General features: G+C 69.4%; 20 protein-coding genes and 1 pseudogene. 14 read left to right on the top strand and 7 right to left on the bottom strand.

Annotated elements, in window-relative coordinates; translation table 11 throughout:
- The first annotated feature begins 3 nt into the window (after positions 1 to 3).
- The 5 genes from AC07PZ_RS04565 to AC07PZ_RS04545 are packed head-to-tail and all read left to right on the top strand — an operon-like array spanning position 4 to position 4,679.
- A complete protein-coding gene (locus tag AC07PZ_RS04565) occupies positions 4 to 378 on the top strand; it encodes an STAS domain-containing protein (protein ID WP_495293823.1) in 375 nt (124 codons plus the stop codon).
- Positions 368 to 772: an anti-sigma regulatory factor gene (locus AC07PZ_RS04560; RefSeq protein ID WP_495293822.1), complete on the top strand. Its 405-nt coding sequence runs from the start codon at positions 368 to 370 to the stop codon at positions 770 to 772. The genes AC07PZ_RS04565 and AC07PZ_RS04560 overlap by 11 nt, the downstream gene beginning before the upstream one ends.
- Positions 763 to 1,782, top strand: a complete 1,020-nt coding sequence (locus AC07PZ_RS04555) for an ATP-binding protein (protein ID WP_495293821.1) — start codon at positions 763 to 765, stop codon at positions 1,780 to 1,782. Before AC07PZ_RS04560 ends, AC07PZ_RS04555 begins: the two co-directional genes overlap by 10 nt.
- Before the next feature lie 3 nt (positions 1,783 to 1,785).
- Positions 1,786 to 2,700, top strand: coding sequence for a sensor histidine kinase (locus AC07PZ_RS04550; RefSeq protein ID WP_495293820.1), 915 nt, complete (start codon positions 1,786 to 1,788; stop codon positions 2,698 to 2,700).
- 2 nt (positions 2,701 to 2,702) lie between these two features.
- A complete protein-coding gene (locus AC07PZ_RS04545) occupies positions 2,703 to 4,679 on the top strand; it encodes a hybrid sensor histidine kinase/response regulator (RefSeq protein ID WP_495293819.1) in 1,977 nt (658 codons plus the stop codon).
- Here the strand turns inward: AC07PZ_RS04545 and AC07PZ_RS04540 are convergent.
- Entirely contained in the window at positions 4,657 to 7,461 is a 2,805-nt protein-coding gene (locus AC07PZ_RS04540) for an ATP-binding protein (RefSeq protein WP_495293818.1), read from the bottom strand. The two genes, AC07PZ_RS04545 and AC07PZ_RS04540, sit on opposite strands and share 23 nt — an antisense overlap.
- A 142-nt stretch (positions 7,462 to 7,603) precedes the next feature.
- On the bottom strand, positions 7,604 to 9,502 hold the full coding sequence (locus AC07PZ_RS04535; protein ID WP_495293817.1) for a sigma-54-dependent Fis family transcriptional regulator: 1,899 nt from the start codon (positions 9,500 to 9,502) through the stop codon (positions 7,604 to 7,606).
- A gap of 227 nt (positions 9,503 to 9,729) precedes the next feature.
- On the opposite strand from AC07PZ_RS04535, the gene adh reads away from it, so the two are divergent.
- Positions 9,730 to 11,250, top strand: a complete 1,521-nt coding sequence (adh, locus tag AC07PZ_RS04530) for an aldehyde dehydrogenase (RefSeq protein WP_495293816.1) — start codon at positions 9,730 to 9,732, stop codon at positions 11,248 to 11,250.
- 5 nt (positions 11,251 to 11,255) lie between these two features.
- A complete protein-coding gene (locus tag AC07PZ_RS04525) occupies positions 11,256 to 11,630 on the top strand; it encodes a DUF779 domain-containing protein (RefSeq protein ID WP_495293815.1) in 375 nt (124 codons plus the stop codon).
- On the opposite strand, the gene AC07PZ_RS04520 is transcribed toward AC07PZ_RS04525, so the two are convergent.
- Positions 11,627 to 14,032, bottom strand: a complete 2,406-nt coding sequence (locus AC07PZ_RS04520; RefSeq protein ID WP_495293814.1) for an LPS-assembly protein LptD — start codon at positions 14,030 to 14,032, stop codon at positions 11,627 to 11,629. The two genes, AC07PZ_RS04525 and AC07PZ_RS04520, sit on opposite strands and share 4 nt — an antisense overlap.
- A 59-nt stretch (positions 14,033 to 14,091) precedes the next feature.
- Complete coding sequence (locus AC07PZ_RS04515; protein ID WP_495293813.1) at positions 14,092 to 15,159, bottom strand: LacI family DNA-binding transcriptional regulator; 1,068 nt, start codon at positions 15,157 to 15,159, stop codon at positions 14,092 to 14,094.
- A 70-nt stretch (positions 15,160 to 15,229) separates the two neighbouring features.
- Here AC07PZ_RS04515 and AC07PZ_RS04510 point away from each other — a divergent pair, with 70 nt between their 5' ends.
- From AC07PZ_RS04510 to tsaC, 7 genes and pseudogenes are all read left to right on the top strand, one after another.
- On the top strand, positions 15,230 to 16,060 hold the full coding sequence (locus tag AC07PZ_RS04510) for an SDR family NAD(P)-dependent oxidoreductase (RefSeq protein WP_495293812.1): 831 nt from the start codon (positions 15,230 to 15,232) through the stop codon (positions 16,058 to 16,060).
- An 84-nt stretch (positions 16,061 to 16,144) separates the two neighbouring features.
- Complete coding sequence (locus AC07PZ_RS04505) at positions 16,145 to 17,128, top strand: Bug family tripartite tricarboxylate transporter substrate binding protein (RefSeq protein WP_495293811.1); 984 nt, start codon at positions 16,145 to 16,147, stop codon at positions 17,126 to 17,128.
- A gap of 25 nt (positions 17,129 to 17,153) precedes the next feature.
- Positions 17,154 to 18,686 (top strand): class I adenylate-forming enzyme family protein, encoded by a 1,533-nt coding sequence (locus tag AC07PZ_RS04500; RefSeq protein WP_495293810.1) that lies wholly within the window; start codon positions 17,154 to 17,156, stop codon positions 18,684 to 18,686.
- Positions 18,683 to 19,420 carry an SDR family oxidoreductase gene (locus tag AC07PZ_RS04495; protein ID WP_495293809.1) on the top strand — a complete coding sequence of 246 codons (738 nt, stop codon included), beginning with the start codon at positions 18,683 to 18,685 and terminating at the stop codon, positions 19,418 to 19,420. Before AC07PZ_RS04500 ends, AC07PZ_RS04495 begins: the two co-directional genes overlap by 4 nt.
- Before the next feature lie 10 nt (positions 19,421 to 19,430).
- Positions 19,431 to 20,216 (top strand): citryl-CoA lyase, encoded by a 786-nt coding sequence (locus AC07PZ_RS04490; RefSeq protein ID WP_495293808.1) that lies wholly within the window; start codon positions 19,431 to 19,433, stop codon positions 20,214 to 20,216.
- Positions 20,217 to 20,271: 55 nt separating this feature from the next.
- A pseudogene (gene arsC, locus AC07PZ_RS04485) lies at positions 20,272 to 20,625 on the top strand (arsenate reductase (glutaredoxin)); the annotation flags it as partial.
- A 48-nt stretch (positions 20,626 to 20,673) separates the two neighbouring features.
- Positions 20,674 to 21,231 (top strand): L-threonylcarbamoyladenylate synthase type 1 TsaC, encoded by a 558-nt coding sequence (gene tsaC, locus AC07PZ_RS04480; protein WP_495293807.1) that lies wholly within the window; start codon positions 20,674 to 20,676, stop codon positions 21,229 to 21,231.
- A gap of 32 nt (positions 21,232 to 21,263) precedes the next feature.
- Here tsaC and AC07PZ_RS04475 read toward each other — a convergent pair whose 3' ends face one another.
- Genes AC07PZ_RS04475 through AC07PZ_RS04465 form a run of 3 tightly spaced genes read right to left on the bottom strand, consistent with a single transcriptional unit; the run spans position 21,264 to position 24,123 of the window.
- Positions 21,264 to 22,769, bottom strand: coding sequence for an amidohydrolase family protein (locus AC07PZ_RS04475; protein WP_495293806.1), 1,506 nt, complete (start codon positions 22,767 to 22,769; stop codon positions 21,264 to 21,266).
- Entirely contained in the window at positions 22,766 to 23,404 is a 639-nt protein-coding gene (locus tag AC07PZ_RS04470; RefSeq protein WP_495293805.1) for an aspartate/glutamate racemase family protein, read from the bottom strand. The genes AC07PZ_RS04475 and AC07PZ_RS04470 overlap by 4 nt, the downstream gene beginning before the upstream one ends.
- Positions 23,401 to 24,123 carry a GntR family transcriptional regulator gene (locus AC07PZ_RS04465; RefSeq protein WP_495293804.1) on the bottom strand — a complete coding sequence of 241 codons (723 nt, stop codon included), beginning with the start codon at positions 24,121 to 24,123 and terminating at the stop codon, positions 23,401 to 23,403. Before AC07PZ_RS04465 ends, AC07PZ_RS04470 begins: the two co-directional genes overlap by 4 nt.
- Positions 24,124 to 24,131 lie beyond the last annotated feature (8 nt).

The raw sequence follows: 24,131 nt of genomic DNA, 5'->3' as shown, positions 1-24,131 counted from the left end.
GCCATGGACCGCATCCCGATCCTGCGCATGGGCAGTACCCTGCTGGTGACCATCCAGGTCGACATGCAGGACCAGATCGCATTGGCGCTGCAGGACGACCTGGCCAACCGCATCGCGGCGACCGGCGCGTCCGGCGTGATGATCGACATCTCGGCACTGGAGATCGTCGACTCCTTCGTCGGCCGCATGCTGACCAGCATTTCGGGCATCGCCCGCATCCTGTCGGCCACCACCGTGGTGGTGGGCATGCAGCCGGCCGTGGCGATCACGCTGGTCGAGCTGGGCCTGTCCCTGGACGGCGTGAAGACCGCACTCGACGTGGAGCGCGGCATGGCGCTCCTGCAGCGATCGCAGCGGGAGAACGCTCTTGGCCGTTGAACTCACGGGCACGCTGCCGATCCAGTCCGAGCAGAACATCGTCGCCAGCCGGCAGATGGTGCGCGCGCTCTGCCAGGACCTGAAGCTGTCGCTGGTCGACCAGACCAAGATGATCACCGCCGCCAGCGAGCTGTCGCGCAACACGCTGATCCACGGCAAGGGCGGCCGCATGCGCTGGGAGTTCGTCGAGCGCAACGGCCGGCGCGGACTGCAACTGCACTTCGAAGACGAAGGCCCCGGCATTGCCGATCTCGCGCTCGCGCTGACCGACGGCTGGACCAGCGGCAGCGGCATGGGCCTCGGGCTGCCCGGCAGCAAGCGGCTGGTCAACGATTTCGATCTCCATTCCGTGCCCGGCCAGGGCACACGCGTGAGCATCACCAAGTGGAAATAGTCGCAGGCTGGGTTCACAAGGCATTCCCCATCGACGACGCCAGCCGCGTGGGGGAGGCGCGGCGCTTTGCGGCACAGGCCGCCGCCGCGATGGAATGGGCCGAACTGGAGTCCGGCCGGCTGGCACTGGTGGTCACTGAGCTCGGCACCAACCTGCTGCGCCATGCGCAGAAAGGTCGGCTGCTGATCGCGTCGCGGCCGGAAGCGCGCGAGATCGAGGTGGTCTGCATCGACGAAGGTCCCGGCATCCCCGACCTGGCGCAGTCCATGCGGGACGGCTACTCGTCCGGCAGCACACCCGGCACCGGCCTGGGTGCCGTGCGGCGCCTGGCCAGCGATTTCGACATCCATTCGGTCGTGCCCGACGGCACGGTGTGCGTCGCGCGCGTCCGTCCGGCGGGCGCTGCGCATGCAGCGCACACGGACGCACAGGTCGACATCGGCGCGCTGTGCCTGCCCGCGCCGGGCGAGAGCGAATGCGGCGACGCCTGGGCGGCCGCGCTGGATGGCGACCGGATGGCGGTCCTGGTGGCCGACGGCCTGGGCCACGGCCCCGATGCCGCGCGGGCATCGCACGAGGCGCAGGCGGTCTTCGCGCGCGAGCCTTTCGCCGAGCTCGGCACGCAGCTGCAGCAGTCGCACCAGGCCTTGCAGACCACGCGCGGCGCGGCCGTCTGCCTGGCCCGCCTGGACGTCGGCACCGCCGCGCTCCAGTGGAGCGGCGCCGGCAACGTGATGGGCCGCGTGCTGTCCGGCCTGTTCGACAAGACGATCGTCACGCAGCACGGCACGGTCGGCATGCAGATACGCAAGCCGGAAACCAGTTCGATGGCGCTGCCCGACCATGCGCTCGTCGTCCTGCACAGCGACGGCATCGAGTCGCGCTGGCCGGCCGATCGCCTGCGCCCGCTGCTCCAGCGCGATCCCACGCTCGTGGCCGCCACACTCCTGCGCGACCACACGCGGCATCGCGACGACGCCACCATCGTCGTGATCCGCCGAAAGGAATAGTTGATGAACTCCCACAACCCCCAAGGCCTCGATACCCCCGAGGCGAACGGCGCGACCGAGACGGCGGACGACTGCCGCGCCGCGCTCGCCGCCAGCCGCCAGGAAGCGGACGAGCTGCGCGCCGAACTCGAAGAGACCAACCGCGGCGTCGTGGCGCTGTATGCCGAACTCGATGCCCAGGCCGAGCAGCTTCAGAAGGCGACCGAGCTCAAGAGCCGCTTCCTGGCCTACATGAGCCATGAATTCCGCACGCCGATCAACGGGATCCGCAGCATCACGCGCCTGCTGAACGACCGCGTCGACGGACCCTTGACGCCCGAGCAGGAAAAGCAGGTCGGCTTCGTCGACACGACGGCCGCGGAGCTGGCGGAGATGGTCGACGACCTGCTCGATCTCGCGAAGATCGAGGCCGGCCGCGTCGACATCTCGCCGGCCTGGTTCGAGATGGTCGACCTGTTCTCCGCGCTGCGCGGCATGTTCCGCCCGGTGCTGGTGAACCCGTCCACCGTGCTGATCTTCGAGGAGCCCGAGGGGCTGCCCAAGATCTATACCGACGACCGCAAGCTGTCGCAGATCCTGCGCAACTTCATCTCCAACGCGCTGAAGTTCACGCCCAGCGGCGAGGTCCGCGTGACTGCCGTGCGCCTGGGCGCGGAGTCCGTGAAGTTCTCGGTGACCGACACCGGCATCGGGATCGCGCCCGAGCATCACGCGGCAGTCTTCGACGATTACTCGCAGGTCGATTCGCCCGTGCAGAAGCGCCTGCGCGGCACGGGGCTCGGGCTGTCGCTGAGCAAGCAGCTGGCGCACCTGCTCGGCGGCCAGGTCGAGGTGCAGAGCGAGCTGGGCAAGGGCTCGATCTTCTCCGTGGTGGTGCCGGTCGAACTCGGCAGCACCGCCGCTGCGCGGGAGGCTTGAGCATGGCCGCCCAGCCGCTCATCAACACCACCATCGACCGCGGGCGCCACACGGTGCTGGTGGTCGACGACAACCCGACGACACGCTACGCCACGGCCCGCGTGATCCGTGCGGCGGGTTTCCAGACGCAGGAGGCCGGCACCGGCCGCGAGGCGCTCGACATCGCACGCCAGCGGGTTTCCGCGGTGGTGCTCGACGTGCACCTGCCCGACATCGACGGCTTCGAGGTCTGCCGCGAACTGCGGGTGCAGCAGGCCACGGCGACGCTGCCGGTCGTGCACCTGTCGGCGGCCTTCGTGCGCAACGAGGACAAGGTCGCGGGGCTCGATGCGGGTGCCGACGCCTACCTCGTCCATCCGGTCGAACCGGCCGTGCTGATCGCCACGCTGCAGGCGCTCATCCGTGCGCGCATGGCCGAAGACAAGCTGCGCAGCAGCGAAGTCCGCTTTCGCGCGATCTACGACCAGGCACCGACCGGCATGGCGCTGATCGACGGCGATGGCCGTTTCGCAGACGTCAATCCCGCGATGGTCCAACTGCTCGGGCGCGACCGCGAGGCGCTGATCGGGCAACCCGTGAGCGCCTTTGCGCCGGAGGAGTGGATCGACATCGTCCAGGCCCGCACGCGCAGCGGCACGAACGATGCGCCCTGGCAGGGCGAATTCCCGCTGCTGCGGCAGGACGGCAGCTGGATCCGCTTCGAATGGACGATTTCGGCGCACATCGAGCCCGAGCTGCGCTTCGGCATTGCGCTCGACGTGTCGGAGCGCTTCGAGCTGGAACGGCAGCGGCGCGAAGTGCTGGAGCGCGAACAGGCGGCGCGCACCGCGGCCGAACGTCTGAGCCGGACCAAGGACGACTTCGTCGCCGTGCTGTCGCACGAACTGCGCAATCCGCTCAATGCGATCGGCGGCTGGGTGCATCTGCTGAAGTCGGGCGCTCGCACCCCCGAGCAGATGGAAAAGGGCCTCGCTGCGATCGATCGCAGCGTGAAGGCGCAGGCACGGCTGATCGCCGACATCCTCGACGTGTCGCGCATCAGCTCCGGCAAGCTGCATCTGCATCGCGAATGGACCGAGCCCGGCGCGCTGGTGACGGTGTCGATCGACGCGTTGAATGCGGCCGCGGCGACCAAGAAGCTGCGCATCGAGCTGGCGCAGCAGGGCAACGAGCAACCGGCCTGGCTCGACGCCACGCGCTTCCAGCAGATCGTGTGGAACCTGCTGTCGAACGCCATCAAGTTCTCGAGCGAAGGCGGGCGCATCCGCATCGAGCTGGCACGCGACGGCGACCTGCTGCGGCTGTCGGTCCAGGACGCGGGCCGCGGCATCGCGCCCGACTTCGTCGCGCATCTGTTCGAACGCTTCACCCAGAGCGATTCGCCCGACAACCGGCGCCACGACGGGCTGGGGCTGGGGCTGTCGATCGTCAAGAACCTGGCGGAACTCCATGGCGGCAGCGTGTCGGCGGAGAGCGGTGGCGAGGGTCATGGCGCGACCTTCCGCGTGACGCTGGGCGTGGTGCCTGCCGGACATTCGCCGATCGTCCTGGTCGGCGCGCAGGCGCCGCCGCCGGCACCCGTGGCCGATCACCACATGTTCGGCGGGCTCGACATCCTGCTGGTCGAAGACAACGCGGATGCCAGCGAGGTGCTGACGGTCGTGCTGTCCGACGCGGGCGGGCAGGTGCGCCATGCGGCGGACTGCGAAAGCGCGCTCGACCAGATCCAGCAGAAATGGCCCGATGTGCTGGTCAGCGACATCGGCCTGCCGGGACGCGACGGCTACGACCTGATTCGTGAAGTGCGGCGGCTGGAAGCCGAGCAGGGCAGGGCGCGCACGCCGGCGATCGCCCACACCGCCTTCACCCGGCCGATGGACCACGACAAGGCGACGGAGGCCGGCTTCGACGCCCACCTCGGCAAGCCGCTGCAGCCGCACGCGCTGCTCGGCATCATCAGTGCGCAGTTGACGAAGTAGTGTCCGGCCGCTGAAAGGCCTGCTGCAGCTGTGCCTGCATCAGCTGCAGGTCGACCGGCTTCGAGAAGTGCGCGTCGAAGCCCGCGGCAAGGGCCTGTTCCCGGTCGCTTGCCTGTCCATAGCCGGTGAGTGCGAACAACACCATGTGCCGGTGGCGCGGCGTGCCGCGCATCGCCTGCGCCAGCTCGTAGCCGCTCATGCCGGGCAGGCCGATGTCGAAGATGCCGGCTTCGGGGTCCTGGGTCTGCAGCAGCGCCAGCGCCTCTTCGGCGCTGCCCGCGGTCAGCACCTCGTGGCCTTCCAGCACGAGGCATTCGGCCAGCGCGTCGAGTGCGTCGCGGTTGTCGTCGACGATCAGCACCTTCAGTAGCCGGTTGTGGGTCGGCGCGGCGGTAACGGCCGCTGCATGTTGCGGCGCGGCGGCCTGCACCAGCGGCAGGCGCACCGTGAAGATGCTGCCCTGGCCCGCGCCTTCGCTGAACGCGTCGATCGATCCGCCGTGCAGCGTGGCGAGGCTGCGCGCAATGGCCAGCCCCAGCCCGAGGCCGCCCTTGGCGCGATGCAGCTGCTGCGCGCCCTGCACGAAGCGCTCGAACACCCGCGGCAGCAGATCGTCCGAAATGCCGATGCCGGCGTCATGCACTTCCAGCACGGCGTCGCCTCGGTCGACGCGCAGCAGCACGTCGACACGTGTGTCGGGTTCGGAGAACTTCGCCGCGTTGTTCAGCAGATTGCCGATGATCTGCGCGAGCCGCAGCGGGTCGCCGCGCACCGGCACGGCCTCGGCCGGCAGCGAGAGCTGCGGCAGCAGGGCGCGCGTCTGGAAGGCCGGCAGCGTGAGTTCGACCGCCTTCGCGACGATGTCGCGCAGATCGACCTGCTGCGGCTCGAGCGCGATCTTGCCCGACACGATCCGCGAGATGTCCAGCAGGTCGTTCACCAGCATCGACAGGTGCTTGACCTGGCGCTCGATGATCTGGCGCTCGCGCGGGAAGGCGCCGGGGTCGCGCCGTGCGATCAGCGTGAGCGCCAGCGAGATGGGCGCGAGCGGATTGCGCAGCTCGTGGCCGAGCATGGCGAGGAATTCGTCCTTGGTCTGGTTCGCGACTTCGGCGTGGGCCTGTGCATGCCGTGCCCGCGCCAGGAGCCGCACGTTGTCGAGCGCGAGTGCGGAGCGCTGCGCGAGCTCGGCGATCAGCACGGCGTCTTCCGGGCTGAAGCGGCGCTTCGACTGGTCCTGCAGGATCGCCATGGCGCCGATGGTGCGGCCCCGCGCGATGAGCGGCACGACGCAGCCGGCCGTGATGCCCAGCATGTCCACGAATTCGCGCACGGTCGGCGCCAGCGCATCGGGGCCTTGCGTGTTCTCCAGGTTCTGGAAGAAGGTCTTGCCGGTGGCGATCGCCCAGGGGAACGAACCCGGCGCATCGACCGAGCTGGCATGGGTGCTGACGAACTCCGCGATCGCCGCGCCGCGTGCCGGGTCGACGTGGTGCGTGAGCTTGCGCTGCAGCACGTCGTTCTCGTCGAGCAGGTCGATGCGGCACAGGTCGGCCACGCCGGGCACGATCACGTCGGCGATCGCCTGCAGGGTCGAATCCTCCTCGAGCGACCGCGACAGCACGGCGCTCACGCTCAGCAGGCGTTCGAGCCGCAGTTGCGCCGCCTGGGCCGCCGCGCGCGCGTTGCGCTCCGCCGCCAGGAGCCCATCGCGCTCGGCTTCGTTGCGCAGCCGCTGCGCCACGGCACCGGCCACCGCACTGCCGACCGCGTCGACTTCGGCGATGCCGGAGGCCTCGATCGGGACGGACTCGCCGCGGCCCATGGCCTCGGCGCTCAGCGCGAGCCGGCGCATCGGCCGCGTCACGGAGCGCGAGATCCACCAGGCCGCCAGAACCCCCGCGAGCAGCGAGACCAGCAGCCCGCCGCCGTAGGCCGACAGCGTGCGCCACATCGCGCTGTCCGCGACCGAGCGTGGCGCGCCGAGCGCCACGAACCACGGCGCGAAGTCGAGCCGCGCCACCGCGCTCTGCAGCGGCGTGCCGTCGATGTTGTCGCTCTGGCCCATGTATTCCTTGCGGTCGCCCATGGCGGCCAGCATGTCGCGCAAGGACTCGCTCGGCGGCAGTCCGACGAACTGCCCCTCGCCGACCGAGCGCGCCACGCGGCGTGCGTTGGAATCGAAGATCGACACGGTCCAGCCGTCCGGAACCCGCTGGCGCTGCAGCACGGCCGCCATCGCCTCGGGCCGCACGACGGCATTCAGCACATAGCGCACCGCGCCGTCGCGGACGACCGGCACGCGCACCGCAAAGGCCAGGTTGCCGTTCGGTCCCGAGACGAGCGGCCCGATGGCCGGCGCGGCCGTGCGCACCGCCTCGATCAGGCTGCGCGGCTCGATCACCTGCTCCCGCAGCGGAACGGTCGGGCCTTCGGTGCTGAAGATGATCTGGCCGGTCGTCGTGGACAGCAGCACGCCCCGCCATTCCGGGTGCGAGGCGCGCAGCGACTTGGCCAGCAGCAGCGCGTCCATCAGGCCGCGCTCTTCGGTGTCGCCGAGCGGATCGGTCAGCGCCAGTGCCTGCAGGGCCGCGACGGTCAGCCGCAGCTCGCTGTCGACGGCCGTTGCCAGGGCGCGCGCAACGCCGAGCGTGGAGGAGCGGGTCTGTTCGCGCTGTTCCTTCAGCAGTTCGTGCAGTGCGATGCCGCAGACGACAGCCAATGGCAGCAATGCAATCGAGGCGACCAGCAACAGCCGGGTGGGCAACTTGGCAACGCGCATGGATGTCGGCGGATGGATCTGGGTGGCTTCGGGGCCGCATCCTTCTCAGGCTGTCTGATGGGCAGTCGATCCATCGAGGGCGGCGGATGGCATTGTGAACGATACCGCGTGCCCGAAGGCCTTCCGTCGCGGCGGCATTCGCTCAGCGTCCGGCGCCGCTTCTCTGTCTGGCGAGGTGGCGATACACGGTGCTGCGGTGGATGCCGAGCTGCCGTGCGGCCTCGGCGATGTCGTTGCCGGCGGCCTCGACCGCCCGATCGATCGCATGGCGTGTGACCGCCGCCAGCGCACCGCCCGAAGCGGCGTCGCGCCGGCCGGGAACCGGGTCGGCATGCGCGAATGCCGCGGCGGCGGTGTCGATGGGTGCCTCCGCTGCGCGCAGATGTGCCGGCAGCGCATGCGCACCGATGCGCTCGCCCTGCTCCGCCAGCGCCGCCAGGGTGCGCATCGCGCTGCGGAGCTCGCGCACGTTGCCCGGCCATGCATGCGCCGCCAGTGCGTCGAGCGCGGCTTCTTCCAGCACGAGGCGCTTGTCGGCCCCGCCGGACTGCGCGAACACGTCGGCGATCAGCGTGCGGCGGTCGCGGCGGGCGCGCAGCGGCGGCAGCGCGGCCCGATAGCCCGCCACCCGGTACATGAGGTCGGACCGGAAGCGCCCGGCCGTGACCAGCGATTGCAGGTCCGCGTTCGTTGCGCACACGAGGTCGAAGTCGACCGCCACGTCCGCACCGCCGCCCAGCGGCGTGACGACATGTTCTTCGAGCACCCGCAACAGGCGCGTCTGCAGGCCGAGCGGCATGTCGCCGATCTCGTCGAGGAACAGCACGCCGCCTTCGGCCTCGCGGATGCGGCCGGGCATGCCGCGGCGGCGTGCGCCGGTGAAGGCGCCGTCCTGGTAGCCGAAGAGCTCGGCTTCGATGAGCGTCTCGGGCAGCGACGCGCAATTGATCGCCACGAAAGGGCCGGCCCTGCGGCGGCTGGACGCATGCAGCCGGCGTGCGAAGACCTCCTTGCCGCTGCCGGTCTCGCCCGTCACCAGCACCGACACGCCGGCGTCCAGTACGCGCACCGCCGGTTTCAGCAGCGGCTCGATGTCATCGGGCGGCGTGACGTCCTGCGGCTGCGTGGCCGCGGGGCGGCGGGTGGCTGTGCGTTGCGTGCCGGTCGACGCACGTTCCATCAGCGCTGCGATCTGTTGCCCGTCGGGCAGGGTCAGCAGGCCGCGCTGTCGCTCCAGCCGGGCCCAGTCCGGCCCGAGCAGGGCGGCGATGTCGCTGTCGAGCATGTCGTCCCAGCTGCGGCCGAACATCTCGAGCGCCGCGGGGTTCACTGCGGCGATCCGGCCGTCCTCGATCAGCAGCAGGCCTTCGCGCGAGGAGCCGAGCAGTTGCGGACGCCGATGGAAGCGCAGCAGATGGCCGGACGCACCCGACACCATCATGCGGTGCTCGACCTGCTGCGCCGCCATCCGGACCAGTCCGAGCGCGTGCGGGTTGAAGCGCGTCGCCTCGCCGGACATGTCGATCACGCCGGCGATCGTGCCGCGGCCGGTGAAGATCGGCGCCGCCGCGCAGCCCAGCGCGCCGTTGCGCGAAAGATAGTGTTCGCCGCCCAGCACCATCAGCGCCTGCCGTTCCGCGAGCGCGGTACCGATGGCGTTGGTGCCCTGTTCGCTTTCCGACCAGTCGACACCGGGCGTCAGTGCAAAGCGTTCCGCCTTCGGCAGGAACTCGGGGCTGCCGACCTCCTCGAGGATCAGCCCGCTCGCGTCCGACAGCACCACCACGCAGCCGTTGCCGGTGGCATGTTCGGCCAGGCTGTCGAGTTCGGGCTGCGAACAGGCGACCAGTTGCAGCGACTGTTCCCGCCGGTCGAGCAAGGTGGCGCGGGTGAGCGGCGCGGGCTCCCTGAACTCGCAATGCCGGCTGCGCTGCCACGAGCGGGAGATGTGCGACGCGATCGACGCGCCGGGATCGACGCCCTGCGCAAAGAAGAGTTCACGTGCCAGCGCTGTCGGCGGCAACGGGTTCGCGTCGGTCATGTGTGTCTCCGGCTGGTTGTCGCGATTCGCAGCTTGCGACAGGTTTTTCGCAATATTCGCACGGATATGTCGCGGATTGCGAGCCCGAATGGCGCGCGGGCCTGCATTTCACGGGGGATTGGCACTCAGGGAATGTCCCCGGTCGCACGGGTATGGCGCTTGCGGAATCAAGCGGGAGGCGACGCGCGGTGCGGCGCCTCACCCTCAATCCCGAACGGAGACAAGACATGGACATGCTCGAGCCAGGCAAATTCGGTACCACGGTGCCCTTCAAGAAGCGCTATGGCAACTACATCGGCGGCGAATGGGTCGCGCCCGTCGACAACCAGTACTTCGAGAACATCACGCCGGTCACGGGCAAGGTCTTCTGCGAAATACCGCGTTCCACCGCCGCCGACATCGACCGCGCACTGGACGCCGCCCACAAGGCGAAGGCGGCCTGGGGCCGCACGTCGCCGACCGAGCGTGCGACCGTGCTCAACAAGATCGCCGACCGCATGCAGGACAACCTGCCGATGCTCGCCGCCGCCGAGACCTGGGACAACGGCAAGCCGATCCGCGAGACGATGGCGGCCGACCTGCCGCTGGCGGTCGACCACTTCCGCTACTTCGCGTCGTGCATCCGCGCGCAGGAAGGCGGCATCAGCGAGATCGACCACGAGACCTATGCCTACCATTTCCACGAGCCGCTCGGCGTCGTGGGCCAGATCATTCCGTGGAACTTCCCGATCCTGATGGCCGTATGGAAGCTGGCGCCCGCGCTGGCGGCCGGCAACTGCGTGGTGCTGAAGCCCGCCGAGCAGACGCCGGTGTCGATCCTGGTGCTGATGGAGCTGATCGGCGACCTGCTGCCGCCGGGCGTGCTGAACGTGGTCAACGGCTTCGGCGTCGAGGCCGGCAAGCCGCTGGCGTCGAGCAACCGCATCGCCAAGATCGCGTTCACGGGCGAAACGACCACCGGCCGGCTGATCTCGCAGTACGCGAGCCAAAACCTGATCCCGGTCACGCTGGAACTCGGCGGCAAGTCGCCGAACGTGTTCTTCGCGGACGTGATGGACAAGGACGACGGTTTCTTCGACAAGGCGCTCGAAGGCTTCGCGATGTTCGCGCTGAACCAGGGCGAGGTCTGCACCTGCCCGTCGCGCGCGCTGGTGCAGGAATCGATCTACGAGCGCTTCATCGAACGCGCGATGAAGCGCGTCGCGGCCATCAGGCAGGGCAGCCCGCTCGACCCGGAAACCATGATCGGTGCACAGGCCTCGAGCGAACAGCTGGAGAAGATCCTGTCGTACCTCGACATCGGCCGCCAGGAAGGCGCGCAGGTGCTGATCGGCGGCGAGCGCAACGTGCTGGCCGGCGACCTGGCCGAGGGCTACTACGTGAAGCCGACGGTCTTCAAGGGCCACAACAAGATGCGCATTTTCCAGGAGGAGATCTTCGGCCCGGTGCTGTCGGTCACGACCTTCAAGGACGAGGAAGAAGCGCTGGCCATCGCCAACGACACGCTGTACGGGCTGGGCGCCGGCGTGTGGAGCCGCGACGCCAACCGCGCCTTCCGGATGGGCCGCGGCATCCAGGCCGGCCGCGTGTGGACCAACTGCTACCACCAGTATCCGGCGCACGCGGCCTTCGGTGGCTACAAGCAGTCGGGCATCGGCCGCGAGAACCACAAGATGATGCTCGACCACTACCAGCAGACCAAGAACCTACTGGTGAGCTACAGCGAGAGCAAGCTCGGCTTCTTCTGATCTCCATGGCGCAGCAAGTCCACCGTGTACTCGCGACGGCGCCTGCCGTCGCGTTGATCGAGAAGCTGCGCGCCAGGCACGGTCCGCTGATGTTCCATCAGTCGGGCGGCTGCTGCGACGGCAGCGCGCCGATGTGCTATCCGCAAGGCGACTTCATCGTCGGCGACTACGACCGGCTGCTCGGCGAGATCGGCGGTGCGCCGTTCTACATCAGCGGGCCGCAGTTCGAGTATTGGCAGCACACGCAGCTGATCATCGACGTGGTGCCGGGCCGTGGCGGCATGTTCTCGCTGGAAGGGCCCGAGGGCCTGCGCTTTCTCACGCGCTCGCGGCTGTTCACCGACGACGAGTGGGCGACGTTGCAGGCATCGCCCGGCTAGTCGTAGTTCGAGAACCTGCTGGCGCTCGTCGTGGACGAACCGAGCGGCTGATAGCCCTGGATGTTCTTCGAGAAGGTGTCGCTGGGGCTCGATCCGACGCTCGCCAGTCCGTTGAACTGGAGCTGGAACATCAGGCGCGTCGAGGGCGTGGTCACGCCGGTGACCTGGCGCTCGAGCACGACGCGCCCGATCCAGCAGCAGGCGTCGTACTCGAAGCCGAGGAGGCCGACGCCGAGTTCGCGGTCGCGCAGGCTGTAGTTGAGGCGTCCCACCGCGTACCAGCGTCCGGGCTCGTGCGCCTTGGCGCCGTGCCCGGACGTCTCGCTGGCGGGCCAGAGTTCGTCCAGCGGCCATTGCCAGCCGAAATCGATGGTGCGCGTGCCGTCGTCGGCCGTGGACGTCGTATCGGCCTGGTAGCGGTAGGCCATGTTGAACACGTGGTGCGGGGAGGGCGTGTAGCGCAGGCTGAAGGCATCGCGCGTGGAGCGCTGGTCGTCCAGGTTGTACTGCAGCAGCGCGTCGGTGCTCCATTGCGGTGTCCAGTTGACGCTGCCGCCGAGCAGCAGGTCGCTGAGGCGATCGGTCACCGGCGTGCCCGCGGGCAGCGTGACGTTCTGGTCGGCGAAGCGGAAGCGCTGCGCGAAGCCGAAGCGCGCCGCCTCGGCCCCGGTGTCGGGGTCGATCAGGCGCGTGGTGAGGCCGGTCGTGAGCATGTCCGTGTCCGACACGCGATCGTTGCCGGAGAAGGCGTTTTCCGTGTAGATGGTCGCGAAGCTGAAGTCGTTCGCGGCCGTGTCGTAGATCGGGATCTGGCTCTGGTCCCGGTATGGCGTGTGGACGTAGAAGAGCCGCGGCTCGAGCGTTTGGCGGAATGCGCGGCCGAAGTAGCTGGCATCGCGCTCGAACACCAGCCCGCCGTCGAGGCTCAGGGTCGGCACCGTGCTCGTGATGGCGCTGGCACCACTGGCGAGCGGGCTGTCGAACTGGTAGGCGGCCGTGTGCAGCAACAGCTTCGGGATCAGGTAGCCCTGCGGCGTGACCCAGGGCCGGCTGATCTGGAAATTGCCCACCATGCGCTCGCCGTTGGGCTGGGTGATGCCGTTGAGCGTGGGCGCATAGGCCGAGTCGACGGTGAAGCGTGTGTAGTCGAGGTTGATCGACATGTCGAAGCCATGCCAGTCGTAGGTGTTGTCGTTGGCCGTGAGTTGCGGCGTCCGGTTGTACGGCGGCGTGATCGGCGACAGGCTGTACTGAAGCGTCTGGTAGGTCAGCACGCGTGCCTGCCCGCTCCAGTCGCCCCGGCTCCAGTCGAGCGCCGCATCGTTCGCGAGAAGGCGCGTGGTCAGCGAGGGCGTGCGCGAGAAGTCCCGCCAATAGTCGTCGTCGCTCACGCGGTTGATGTTCAGGTTCAGGTTGAGCGCGTCCAGGCCGAATGGCTTCGGATCGAAGCTCTCGGTGTGCTTGGCCCAGATGCCCCAGCGCTCCCGGTCGCGCAGCGTGTCGGTCGGCATGTAGTCGAGCCGGATCTGGCCGCTGTAGCGGTCTTCCAGATAACGGAACTCGCTGCCCACGTCGATGCCGCGCTTGCTCATCAGCGTCGGGTAGAAGGTCGCGTCGCGATTGGGTGCGATGTTCCAGTAATAGGGCTGCTCCAGCTCCAGGCCGTTCGTGCTGTCGATGCCGAAGACCGGCGGCAGCAGGCCGCTCTTGCGGGTGTTGCCGAGCGGAAAGCTGAGCGACGGCAATGCCGGCGTGGTCAAGCCCATGAAGCTGAGCCGTGCGTCCTTGGCGACGCCTTCGTCCGCTGCGGTGTCGGTGGTCAGCGTGCTAGCGCTCAGCAGCCAGGCCGGCATCCAGCCGGGATAGTCTTCGCGCCGGCAGGTGGTGTAGGTGGCCTGCCGAGCCACCGAAACGCTGGCATCGATGAAGTCGATGCGCTGCGCGTCGCCGTGGCCGCCGGTTGCGAGGAGGCTGTAGCGCACGTGGTTGAAGAAGCCCTCGAAGGTCTCGACCTTCAACTGCAGCTCGGGGCCGTCGTAGGTGTTGCCGGCCTGGTTCACATGCACGTTGCCATCGGCCTTGGCCAGATCGTCGGCCTGGTCGTAGGTCAGGCGGTCGGCATGGATGACGGTGTCGCCGCGGCGCAGCAGCGCGTTTCCTTCGGCGGTCGTTTCGAGATTCGGGCGGCCATGCAGGCGGTCGCCGTCGATCACGCTCGGCCGATCGCCACGCTCCGCGCGCGGGATGGCTTCCGTGAGCTCCGGCGTTCGCCGCAGGACCATCGGCGCGTCGATCCAGGTGGCGTCCTGCTGGGCCAGGGCTGGCGGTGCGTGGAGCAGTGCCAATGCCAGCAGGCCCAGCGCCGGCACCGGGCCGACGCGGCGCCGGACCCTACGCGTCATGCGGGAAGGTCGGCAATGGAAGGATGAACGGACGTGGCGTTCGGATGTCGTGGGTCGAATCAGGCACGGCGCGAAGGATGGCCGGCAACTTGGGAAAGATTTGAGTGATCCATTCCCGGCGCCGGCACGCATGACGCGCCCAGCACCAGGTCCATCCCGACATTCACCATGCGCGCACCGGCCGCGGCCTTGCCTTGCAGCCTGTCGAGCATCAGATGCGCCGCCGCCTCGGCCGCGCGGTCGATGTCGAAGCGCAGCGTGGTCAGCGTCGGGTGCATCAGCGCGAAGGCGTCTTCGGTGCCGATGCCGATCACCGAGAGATCTTCCGGAATCCGCCGGCCCGTTGCGCGCACGCTGCGCAATGCACCGGAGAGCAGACGCGTGCCGAGCGCGATCACGGCCGTGGGCGGCGACGGCAGCGCGAGCATCTGCGCCATCGGTGCCTCGGCCGAATCCACCGCCGAGCTGCGCATGCAGACCAGCGCGTCGTCGCTGGCGATGCCGCCGCGCGCCAGGCCATCGCGGTAGCCGAGCAGCTTTTCGCGGCCGGGGCGGATGGACACGCTCGGCCCGAACAGCGCGATGCGCCGATGCCCGAGCGACACCAGGTAGTCGACCGCCTGGCCGACGCCCTTGCGGTGGTCCTGGTAGACGACGTCGCCGCCGAAATCGATCTGCCGGTCGATCACCACCAGCGGCAGCTTGCATCGTGCGAACGGGTTGCGCTCGCGCGGCACGTCTTCCAGGCTGGGGAAGGCGATGACGCCTTCGAGGCGCCGGTTCTCGAACAGCGTGAGCAGCTCGGCTTCGCGGTTCGGCTGGTCGTAGGTGCTCGCGACCAGCAGCGAGAAGCCGGCCGCCTGCATGCGCACCTCGACCGCGGCGAAGAAGGCCGAGAGAAAAGGGTTGGCCATGTTCGACACCATGAAGCCGACCGCCTTGCTGCGGCCAGAGCGCAGGTGCTTGGCGTTGAAGTTGGGCTGGTAGCCGGTCGACGCCACGGCTCGCTCGACGCGTTGGCGCACGTCGGCGCTGACGTAGCCGCTGTTGTTGAGCACGCGCGACACGCTGGCGATCGACACCTGCGCCGCTGCCGCGACGTCTCGCACCGAAACCGATTCACTCATTGTTTTCCCTTATGAAAACGTTCCATGCATTGCGGGCGTCGATAGCCCGCTGGTAGCCTTGGCTTCAGATATGGAAACGTTTACAGATATTAGCCGTTCGACGGCCTCCGGCGGGAACCGTTTCGACGGCCGAACCATCCTCGTCATCGGCGGCGGACAGGCCTCCAGCGCCGATCCCTCGCTGGTCGGCAACGGCCGTGCCATCTGCCTGAGCCTGGCCGCGCGCGGTGCGCACGTGGTCTGCGTCGACCGCAGCGGCCCGGCGGCCGAGCAGACCGTGGCCGACATCGCCGCCCAAGGCGGGCGCGCATCGGCGCTGACCGTCGACATCGCGAATCCGCGCGATGTGCAGGCGCTGTTCGACGCGTTGCCCGCCATCTCGCCGGCGTTCGACGGCATGGTGCTCAACGCCGGCATCAGCGACCGCCGCCCGCTGGCCGACATCACACCGGACAGCTGGGACGCGATCTTCGACGTCAACCTGCGCGGCCACATGCTGTGCGCGCAGGCGGCGCTGCCGCGCATGCAGCCGGGCGGGGCGATCGTGTTCGTGTCCTCGCTCGCCGCGCTGCTGCCGGCCGGGCGCAACCCGGCCTACGAGGCGTCGAAGGCCGCGCTGTCGGCGCTGTGCCGTGCGGTCGCGCTGGACGGGCATGCGCGCGACATCCGCGCGAACGTGGTCCGTGCGGGGCTGATCGACACGCCGATGGGCCGCGCTGCGAGCGCCGCCCGTCCCGGTCGCGCGACGGGCGCTTTGCCCTTCGGCCGGCAGGGCACGGCCTGGGACATCGCCCATGCGACGTGCTTCCTGCTGTCGGCGGAAGCGGCCTACGTCAATGCGATCGAACTGCCGGTCGATGGCGGCCTGGCCCACGGCATCGCCCGGCCGCCGGCGGGCTGACGGCCGCGCCTTTCCCGCGCCTTTCCCGCGCTTTCATCGGGCGCCGCGCAGTGGCGGCCCGTATCACTTCCAAGGAGACAAGACATGTTGAACAAGAGAAATTTCGTGGTCGCGGCACTCGCCTGCTGCGCATCGTTCGCCTTCGCGCAAGCGCCGTCCACCGTGCCCGCATGGCCGACCAAGCCGATCCGCCTCGTCGCGCCCTTCCCGCCAGGCGGTGCGGCCGACCTGTTCGCACGCATGGTCGGCGCCGAACTCGCGCAGGCGCTGGGCCAGCCGGTGATCATCGACAACCGGCCGGGAGCCGGCGGCAACATCGGCGCGCGCGAGGTCGCGAGCGCGGCGCCGGACGGCTACACGCTGCTGCTCGGCACGGTGGGCACGAACGCCATCAACCCGACGCTCTACGGCAACCTGCCGTACGACACGCGCAAGGCCTTCACGGCGGTGGCGATGATCGGCTCGGTGCCGAACGTGCTGGTGGTCAATCCGTCGGTGCCGGCCAGGAACGTGAAGGAACTGACCGCACTCGCCAAGAGCAAGCCGGGCAAGCTCAACATGGGTTCGTCGGGCAACGGCAGCAGCATTCATTTGTCCGGCGAGCTCTACAAGCACCTGGCGCAGGTCAGCATCCTGCACGTGCCCTACCGCGGCGGCGCGGCCGCGCTCACCGACCTGATGGGTGGCCAGCTCGACCTGATGTTCGACAACCTGCCGACCTCGCTGCCGCACATCGCCAAGGGCTCGCTGCGCCCGCTGGCCGTGACCGGCCCGCGCCGCTCGCCGCTGCTGCCGGACGTGCCGACGATGGTCGAGGCCGGCGTGCCGGGCTACGAGTCGACCGCGTGGTCGGGCATCTTCGTCCCGGCGGGCACGCCGGCGCCTGTGGTGCAGCGCCTGCATGACGAAGTGGAAAAGGCGCTGCAGAACGAGAAGGTCAAGACGCGCTACCACGACCTCGGCGCCGACGCGCCCGTGATGAGCCAGCCCGCCTTCGACGCCTTCGTGCGCAAGGAATACGACAAGTGGTCCGAGATCGTGAAGGTCTCGGGCGCCAAGGCCGAGTAACCCCCAAGTCCTCTTCAACGACACCATGCGTCCCATCGACTTCCTGCTGCGCAGCGCGCAGCGCTTTCCCGACAAGATCGCCGTTTCCGGCCCCGAAGGCGCGATCGACTATGCCGAACTGCTCGCGCGCACCCAGGCGCTGGCGGCTGCCTTCCAGGCGCGCGTGCCCGACCCGCGCGGGCGCATCGCGATCTGCGCGGGCAACCACATCGCGCACGTGGTGGCGCTGTTCGCCACGCTGCTGGCCGGCCGCATCTGGGTGCCGCTGAACCCGCGCGCGGGCCAGCACGAGCTCGGCCGCATCGTCGACTTCACCGAAGCCGCGCTGGTCGTGGTCGAGGCCGGACTCGAACACAAGCTCGCCGGCGCGTCGGTGCCGCAACTGCGTTATGTGCCGAAGGACGGCCATGCGCACGGCGACACGGCCTGCGAGCTCGATGCGCTGATCGCCGAGTACCGCGGCCGGCAGCCGACGGTGGTGTGGCACGACTTGGCCGAGACGCAGGCCATCAAGTTCACCGGTGGCACTACTGGCGCACCCAAGGGCGTGATGCAGAGCTACCGCGCGTGGAACACGACCATCGTCTCGATCATCCATGCGATGAAGCTGGACGAGAACGAGCGCTACCTCGCCGTGGCCTCGATCACGCACGGCACGTCGACCTTCCTGCTGCCGGTGCTGGGCTGCGGCGGCACGGTGCTGCTGCCGACATCGACCAAGCCGCGCGAGGTGCTCGAGCTGCTGGAGCGCGAGCGCGTCACGGCCGTCTTCATGCCGCCGACGCTGATCTACAGCCTGCTGGAAGACGAGACCGCCCGCACGCGCGACTGGCGTGCGCTGCGTCACTTCGTCTACGCCGCCGCGCCGATGCGCAGCGACAAGATCGTCGAGGCGCAGCAGGTGTTCGGCCATGTCGAGACCGGCTACGGCCAGACCGAGGCACCGGCCATCATCTCGTACATGCCGGTCGACGAGGCGCTCGATCCGCGCAATCTGCAGTCGGTCGGCCGGGCCGCGCTGATGACCGAGATCGGCATCATGAACGGCGCCGGCGAGCTGCTGCCGCCGGGCGAAACGGGTGAGGTCGTGGTGCGCGGCGACCTGCTGATGTCGGGCTACTGGAAGCAGCCGGAGAAAACGGCCGAAGCCTTCCGCGACGGCTGGCTGCGCACCGGCGACGGCGGCTACCTGGACGAGCGCGGCTACCTGTTCCTGAAGGACCGCGTGCGCGACATGATCATCACCGGCGGTTTCAACGTCTACCCGACCGACGTCGAGGACGCGCTCGGCAAGCACCCGGCCGTGTACGACTGCGCGGTGGTCGGCGTCGACGACGACAAGTGGGGCGAGGCCGTGCACGCGGCCGTGCAGCTTCGCCCCGGCCTGCGCGCGGGCGAGGCCGAACTCATCGCGTGGGTGCGCGGCCTGCTCGATCCGGTGAAGACGCCGAAGGCGATCCACTTCTTCGACCCGCTGCCGCGCACCGCGAACGGCAAGGTGTCGAAAAAGGACGCGCGCCAGACCATCCTCGAACGCATGCAAGGAGAAACCGCATGAACGCGCTTGCCAACATCGCCGAGCGCCATGTGCTCGTGACCGGCGGCTCGTCGGGCATCGGGCTGGCCATCTGCCGAACGCTCGCCGCCTCGGGCTGGCGCGTGTTGAACTTCGACATCCAGCCGCCGCCCGACGGTGCGCCGGGTGAATTCCGCCGCGTCGACATGGGCGACACGGCGGAGCTTGCCGCCGCACTGGCCGATGCCTGCGCGCAGCGGCCGCTGCTCGGGCTGGTCAACAACGTGGCGGCGATCCGGCCCGCGCCGATCGAGGGCACCCGGCTCGAGGACTTCGACCTGCAGATGAACGTGACCACGCGCGCCGCGCTGCAGTGCGCGCAGGCCGTGCTGCCGGCGATGCGCGCGGCCGGCGCCGGCCGCATCGTCAACATCACCAGCCGCGCGGCGCTCGGCAAGGAACTGCGCAGCGGCTATGCGGCCGCGAAGGGTGCGCTGAATGCGTTGACACGCACCTGGGCGCTCGAACTCGCGCCGCAGGGGATCACGGTGAACGCCGTGGCGCCCGGGCCGATCGCGACCGAGGCTTTCAAGGCCGCGAACCCGGCCGACAGCCCGCGCACCCAGCGCATCGCGCAGGGCATTCCGGTGCAGCGCTTTGGCGAGCCGGCCGAGGTGGCGCACGCCGTCGACTGCTTCATGCATCCGATGGCATCGTTCATCACCGGGCAGGTGCTGTATGTGTGCGGCGGCATCACCGTCGGCCTGGCGGGCTGAGGACGACGCGATGCCCATCCAGACCGACATCGGCTACACCACGCCCGACGCCATCTATGTGCGCGGCCGCAATCTGTCGACCGAGATCCTCGGCAAGTTCGACTTCGTCGACATGCTGTGGTTCGTCACCTTCGGCCGCCAGCCGGAATTGCGCGAGAAGAACATGGTCAACCTGCTGCTCGTCACCGCGGCCGACCATGGGCTGACGCCGAGCGCGATCACCGCGCGGCTGACCTGGCTCGGCGCGCCCGAGTCGCTGCAGGGTGCGGTCGCCGCCGGGCTGCTCGGTGCGGGCAACAATTTCCTCGGCACGGTGCAGAACGTGAGCGAGATCCTGATCCGCGAAGCCGCGCCGCTCGCCGAAGATGCGGACGATGCCTCGGTGCGGGCGCGCGCCGCCGAGATGGTGCGCGACTTCCGCGCGCGCAAGCAGACCATTCCGGGCATCGGCCATCCGATCCATGTCGACGGCGACCCGCGCGTGCCGACGTTGATGGCGGTGTCGAAGGACAACGGCTACTTCGGCAAGCACTGGCGACTGGCGCTGGCCATCACCGACGTGCTGCGCGAGGACCATGGCCGCCATCTGCCGCTGAACGCGGCCGGTGCCAATGGCGCCGTGCTGGCGGACATGGGCCTCGACCCGCTGCTGGGCCGCGGCCTGGCGCTCGTCGGCCGGGCCGCCGGCCTGGTCGCACATGTCGTCGAAGAGCGCACGGCTCCCGCGGGTCAGCAGATCTGGGACCTGGTGCTGCGGCAGGACGCGCGCAATACCTTGCCGACCCGGACGGGCTAGCTGGGTCAGAATCGGTCGGGTCTGCACACACGGCAGCCCCACCGATTACGACCCAATGAACGCCATCACCATCTATCACAACCCCGCCTGCGGTACCTCCCGGAACGTGCTCGCGCTGATCCGCGACGCGGGTGAGGAACCTGCGGTCATCGAATATCTGAAGACACCGCCCGACCGCGCCACGCTGACGCGGCTGATCGCTGCGATGGGTGTGCCCGTGCGCGAGGTGCTGCGCCAGAAAGGCACGCCGTACGCCGAACTGGGCCTCGATGATCCGGCCTGGACCGACGCGCAGTTGATCGACTTCATGCTGGCGCACCCGATCCTGATCCAGCGGCCGATCGTCGTCACGCCGACTGCCACGCGTCTCTGCCGACCGTCGGAGGCGGTGCTCGACCTCCTGCCGCGTCGATAGCAGTCGCACGCAGTCCGCAAGCCTTCCACTTCATCCTTCACCATGACCTTGCCCTACACCTCGATCGCCGAACAGATCCGCCGCGGCGGCGTAGTCGGTTACCCGACCGAGTCCGTCTTCGGCCTCGGCTGCGACCCGCACGATGCCGCCGCCGTCGCGCGCATATTCGAACTCAAGCAACGCGATCCCGGCCAAGGCTTTCTGTTGATCGGCGCAGACCTCGCGCAGGTGGCGCGCTACATCGATGCGGCCCGTGTGCCGGCCGAAGTGCGAGCCCGCATCGAGAGCGGATGGCCCGGCCCGTCGACCTGGATCTTTCCGGCCTCGCGCGAGGTGCCGGCCTGGATCAGCGGGCGCCATGCGGGTATCGCGGTGCGCGTCACGGCGCACGAGCCCGCGGCTGCGTTGTGCCGGGCCTTCGGCGGTGCGCTGGTGTCGACCAGCGCCAATCCGCATGGCCTGCCGCCGGCCCGTACGGCAGCCGAGGTCGAGGCCTATTTCTCCGGCCAGCTCGCCGCCGTGCTGGACGCGCCGGTCGGCACGCTCGCCCAGCCGACCACCATCCGCGACGCGTTGACGGGCGACGTGGTGCGCGCCTGAACGGCAAGCGGGCACCGTGCCCGCGGGGGCGCTCAGGCGCCTTGAAGGTAGCCGTCGTAGAACGCCCGTACGTGCGGCATCACGGCTTCGGCCAGGTGACGGCGTCGGCGCTCCGCATCGCTCGGCGGACGCGACAGCATCTGCGCGATCTCTGCCAGTACCGCGTCACGGTCGACATACTTGAAGCGCCCCTTGGCATAGATGGGGTCGCCATCGACGAACACCGTGTCCACGTGTTGCGGCCTGGCGCGCTGCAGCAGCGCGTCGAGCGGCGCGACCTGGTCATCCTGGTAGGGCCAGGTCGCGGCATCGGCGTCGATGGCCACCGCGTCGAAGCGCAGGCCGGGCGCGAGCTTGCCGATCTGGCCGCGGAAGCCGGTCGTCGCGGCGCCGTGCTCGGTGGCCATGCGCAGCACCTGGGCGCAGGTCGGCACATCGGCCGCGTCGAGGCCGGGCTGGCGATGCACGCGCAGGGCCAGGCGCATTTCCTGCAGCATGTCGCGGTCGTCGTTGAGCCCGGCTTCGTCGATGCCCAGCGCCGTGACGATGCCATGCCGGGCCATCGCATTGACCGGTGCGGTGCCGCTGCGCAGCCGCAGGTTGGAGCTGCAGTTGTGGCACACGCAGGTGCCTGTGTGGGCCAGCAGCTCGATGTCGCCTTCGTCGACCCACACCGCATGGCCCAGCGTCATCAGCGGCCCGAGTGCGCCGAGCTTGTGCAGGTGCCGGACGGCGGTGGTGCCGGTGCGGCGACGCGCGTACTCGCGCTGGAACGGTGTTTCCAGCACGTGCATGTGCAGCGGCACGTTGTCGGCGCCGGCCTGCTCGACCATCGCCATCAGTCCGTCGTCGGTGACCCAGTGCAGGTTGGCAGGCGCGAGCTGGATGCGAGTTCGTGGTGAGCCCGCATGCGCGTCGCGCAGCGCCGAATAGATCGACATCTGGTCGTTGAAGGACAGCGCGAAGCGCCGCAGGTGGGCCAGCGTCTCCGCACCCAGATCGCAGGGGAGCGTGGCGCAGAAGGCGGCGTCGTCGCCGTAGACCAGCCGGTTCTGCTCGCGCACCGAATACGCGAAGGATGCGCGCATGCCGATGCGGTCGTACGCACCGAGCACCTTCATGCAGCCCGCGACCACCGCCTCGGCTGGCCCGGCCACGCGCGGGTGCAGGTGCTGCACGCAGGTCACGCCCGAGGCGACCATCTCGAAGGCGCCGTAGAGCGTGTCGAGCACCGGGTCGATGTCGCGCGCCGACAGCCGGCTGGCGAACCACAGCTCCAGTGGATGGTCGGGCGAACCCAGCTGCAGCGGCGTGAGGCCGACATGGTGGTGCGCGTTGACGAAACCGGGCAGCAGCATGTGGCGCGGGAAGTGTTGCACCGGTGCGTCCGGGTATCGAGCCTGCAACGTGGCGAAGCGGTCGATGGCGACGATCTGCCCGGCGTCGTGCGCCACGGCCGCGTCGTCCAGCACCTCGGCGGTGAAGCGGTCGCGCACGCCCGTCACGACCTGTCGTGCGCGAACGAGTTCGATCGTCATGGCGTCGACAGCGCGGCGAATTCGGCGGCCACGGCGTCCATCGTGTCGATGCGGGCGAGCCGCGGGTCGATCTCGAAGTCGAGCCCCGCGAAGGCGGCGCCCCCGAGTGTCAGCGCGGTCGCGCCGTCGTCGGCCGCCTGGCGCGACAGCGCGGCCACGCCCGCGCGGAAGGCCGCCGGCGAGATCCGCAATTCGGCGCCGTTGCCCGGCAGTGCGTAGACACCGGTCAGCGCCAGTCGAGGCACCAGCGCGTGCACGGCCTCGCTCAGCAGCGGCACCCACGCCGCACCCGCCGTCACGATGGCCAGCCGATGGCCGGCCCGTTGTGCCGCGCGCGCCGTGGCCTCGGCCATGCCGATCACCGGCACGCCGGCACGGTGACGCAAGCCGATCAGGCCGGGGTCGCCGAAGCAGGCGAGCAGGATGGCGTCGGCATCGGCCGGCACGTCGTCGAGCATCCAGAGCGCCGTGGCTGCCCCGACCGCGAAGCGCTCGGCCGAGTCGATCACCGACACGCCTTTCGAGGCCGTCATGCCCGCGAGCGCGGCCGTCGGCGGCAGCCGCATGCGCAGCGCCTCGACCACCGCGTCGGTCATCGCCGCACTGGTGTTCGGATTGAGCACGGCGAGCTTCATGCGTCGCCGTCCGAGACAAACGCCGTCGCCGTGCTTTCCATGCGCTTCGCCCACAGGGCGCGCAGCGTGCCGACGGCGTCGGTCGACGGCGCCACCACGCCGGGCCGCAGCCGGGTCTCGACCAGCGACAGATGCACGCTCATCGCGCGCGTGGCGCTCGGGCCGTCGCCTCGCAGCAGCGCCGTGAAGATGTCGCGATGCTCCTCGCAGCCACACTGGCTGGCCGAAGCCGATTCGTACATCGCCACCATCAACGAGGTGCGGCTGACCAGCTCCTGCATCTGCTGCATGACGAAAGTGTTGCCGGTGGCCTCCGCCAGGATCGTGTGGAAATAAGCGGACAGCCGAACCGACTCGGCGCGGTTGTTGTCGGCGAAGGCCTGCTCCTCGTGCGCCATGTGTGTCTTCAGGCGCTCGGCCTGCGCCGCGCTGAGCGTGGGCGCCAGGTGCGCGACGATGCCGCCTTCGAGCACGCGGCGCGCCTCGTACACCTCGCGCGCCTGCTCCAGCGAAGGGGCGCCGACGAAGGCGCCGCGATTGGGCACCATCTCGATGAGCCGGTTGGTGTGCAGGCGCAGCAGGATCTTGCGCAGGCGCTCGCGGCTGATGCCGAACACCTCGGCCAGCGCGTTCTCGCGCAACGGCGTGCCGGGCGACAGCCGGCCGCCCAGCAGGCAGCCCGACAGCGTGTCGTAGATCGCGTCTTCGGTTTCTTTCATGCGGTTCT

The organism is Variovorax sp. GW821-FHT10B04 (assembly GCF_059415645.1).
The sequence above is the reverse complement of the archived record's forward strand: the minus strand, read 5'-3'. Positions and strand labels throughout refer to the sequence as shown.

Bases quoted from the DNA above. Each gene is read 5' to 3' on its own strand.
- AC07PZ_RS04565 (WP_495293823.1), top strand. From the start codon at position 4: ATGGACCGCATCCCGATCCTGCGCATGGGCAGTACCCTGCTGGTGACC.
- AC07PZ_RS04550 (WP_495293820.1), top strand. From the start codon at position 1,786: ATGAACTCCCACAACCCCCAAGGCCTCGATACCCCCGAGGCGAACGGC.
- AC07PZ_RS04545 (WP_495293819.1), top strand. From the start codon at position 2,703: ATGGCCGCCCAGCCGCTCATCAACACCACCATCGACCGCGGGCGCCAC.
- AC07PZ_RS04540 (WP_495293818.1), bottom strand. From the start codon at position 7,461: ATGCGCGTTGCCAAGTTGCCCACCCGGCTGTTGCTGGTCGCCTCGATT.
- AC07PZ_RS04535 (WP_495293817.1), bottom strand. From the start codon at position 9,502: ATGACCGACGCGAACCCGTTGCCGCCGACAGCGCTGGCACGTGAACTC.
- adh (WP_495293816.1), top strand. From the start codon at position 9,730: ATGGACATGCTCGAGCCAGGCAAATTCGGTACCACGGTGCCCTTCAAG.
- AC07PZ_RS04525 (WP_495293815.1), top strand. From the start codon at position 11,256: ATGGCGCAGCAAGTCCACCGTGTACTCGCGACGGCGCCTGCCGTCGCG.
- AC07PZ_RS04520 (WP_495293814.1), bottom strand. From the start codon at position 14,032: ATGACGCGTAGGGTCCGGCGCCGCGTCGGCCCGGTGCCGGCGCTGGGC.
- AC07PZ_RS04515 (WP_495293813.1), bottom strand. From the start codon at position 15,159: ATGAGTGAATCGGTTTCGGTGCGAGACGTCGCGGCAGCGGCGCAGGTG.
- AC07PZ_RS04510 (WP_495293812.1), top strand. From the start codon at position 15,230: ATGGAAACGTTTACAGATATTAGCCGTTCGACGGCCTCCGGCGGGAAC.
- AC07PZ_RS04505 (WP_495293811.1), top strand. From the start codon at position 16,145: ATGTTGAACAAGAGAAATTTCGTGGTCGCGGCACTCGCCTGCTGCGCA.
- AC07PZ_RS04500 (WP_495293810.1), top strand. From the start codon at position 17,154: ATGCGTCCCATCGACTTCCTGCTGCGCAGCGCGCAGCGCTTTCCCGAC.
- AC07PZ_RS04495 (WP_495293809.1), top strand. From the start codon at position 18,683: ATGAACGCGCTTGCCAACATCGCCGAGCGCCATGTGCTCGTGACCGGC.
- AC07PZ_RS04490 (WP_495293808.1), top strand. From the start codon at position 19,431: ATGCCCATCCAGACCGACATCGGCTACACCACGCCCGACGCCATCTAT.
- tsaC (WP_495293807.1), top strand. From the start codon at position 20,674: ATGACCTTGCCCTACACCTCGATCGCCGAACAGATCCGCCGCGGCGGC.
- AC07PZ_RS04475 (WP_495293806.1), bottom strand. From the start codon at position 22,769: ATGACGATCGAACTCGTTCGCGCACGACAGGTCGTGACGGGCGTGCGC.
- AC07PZ_RS04470 (WP_495293805.1), bottom strand. From the start codon at position 23,404: ATGAAGCTCGCCGTGCTCAATCCGAACACCAGTGCGGCGATGACCGAC.
- AC07PZ_RS04465 (WP_495293804.1), bottom strand. From the start codon at position 24,123: ATGAAAGAAACCGAAGACGCGATCTACGACACGCTGTCGGGCTGCCTG.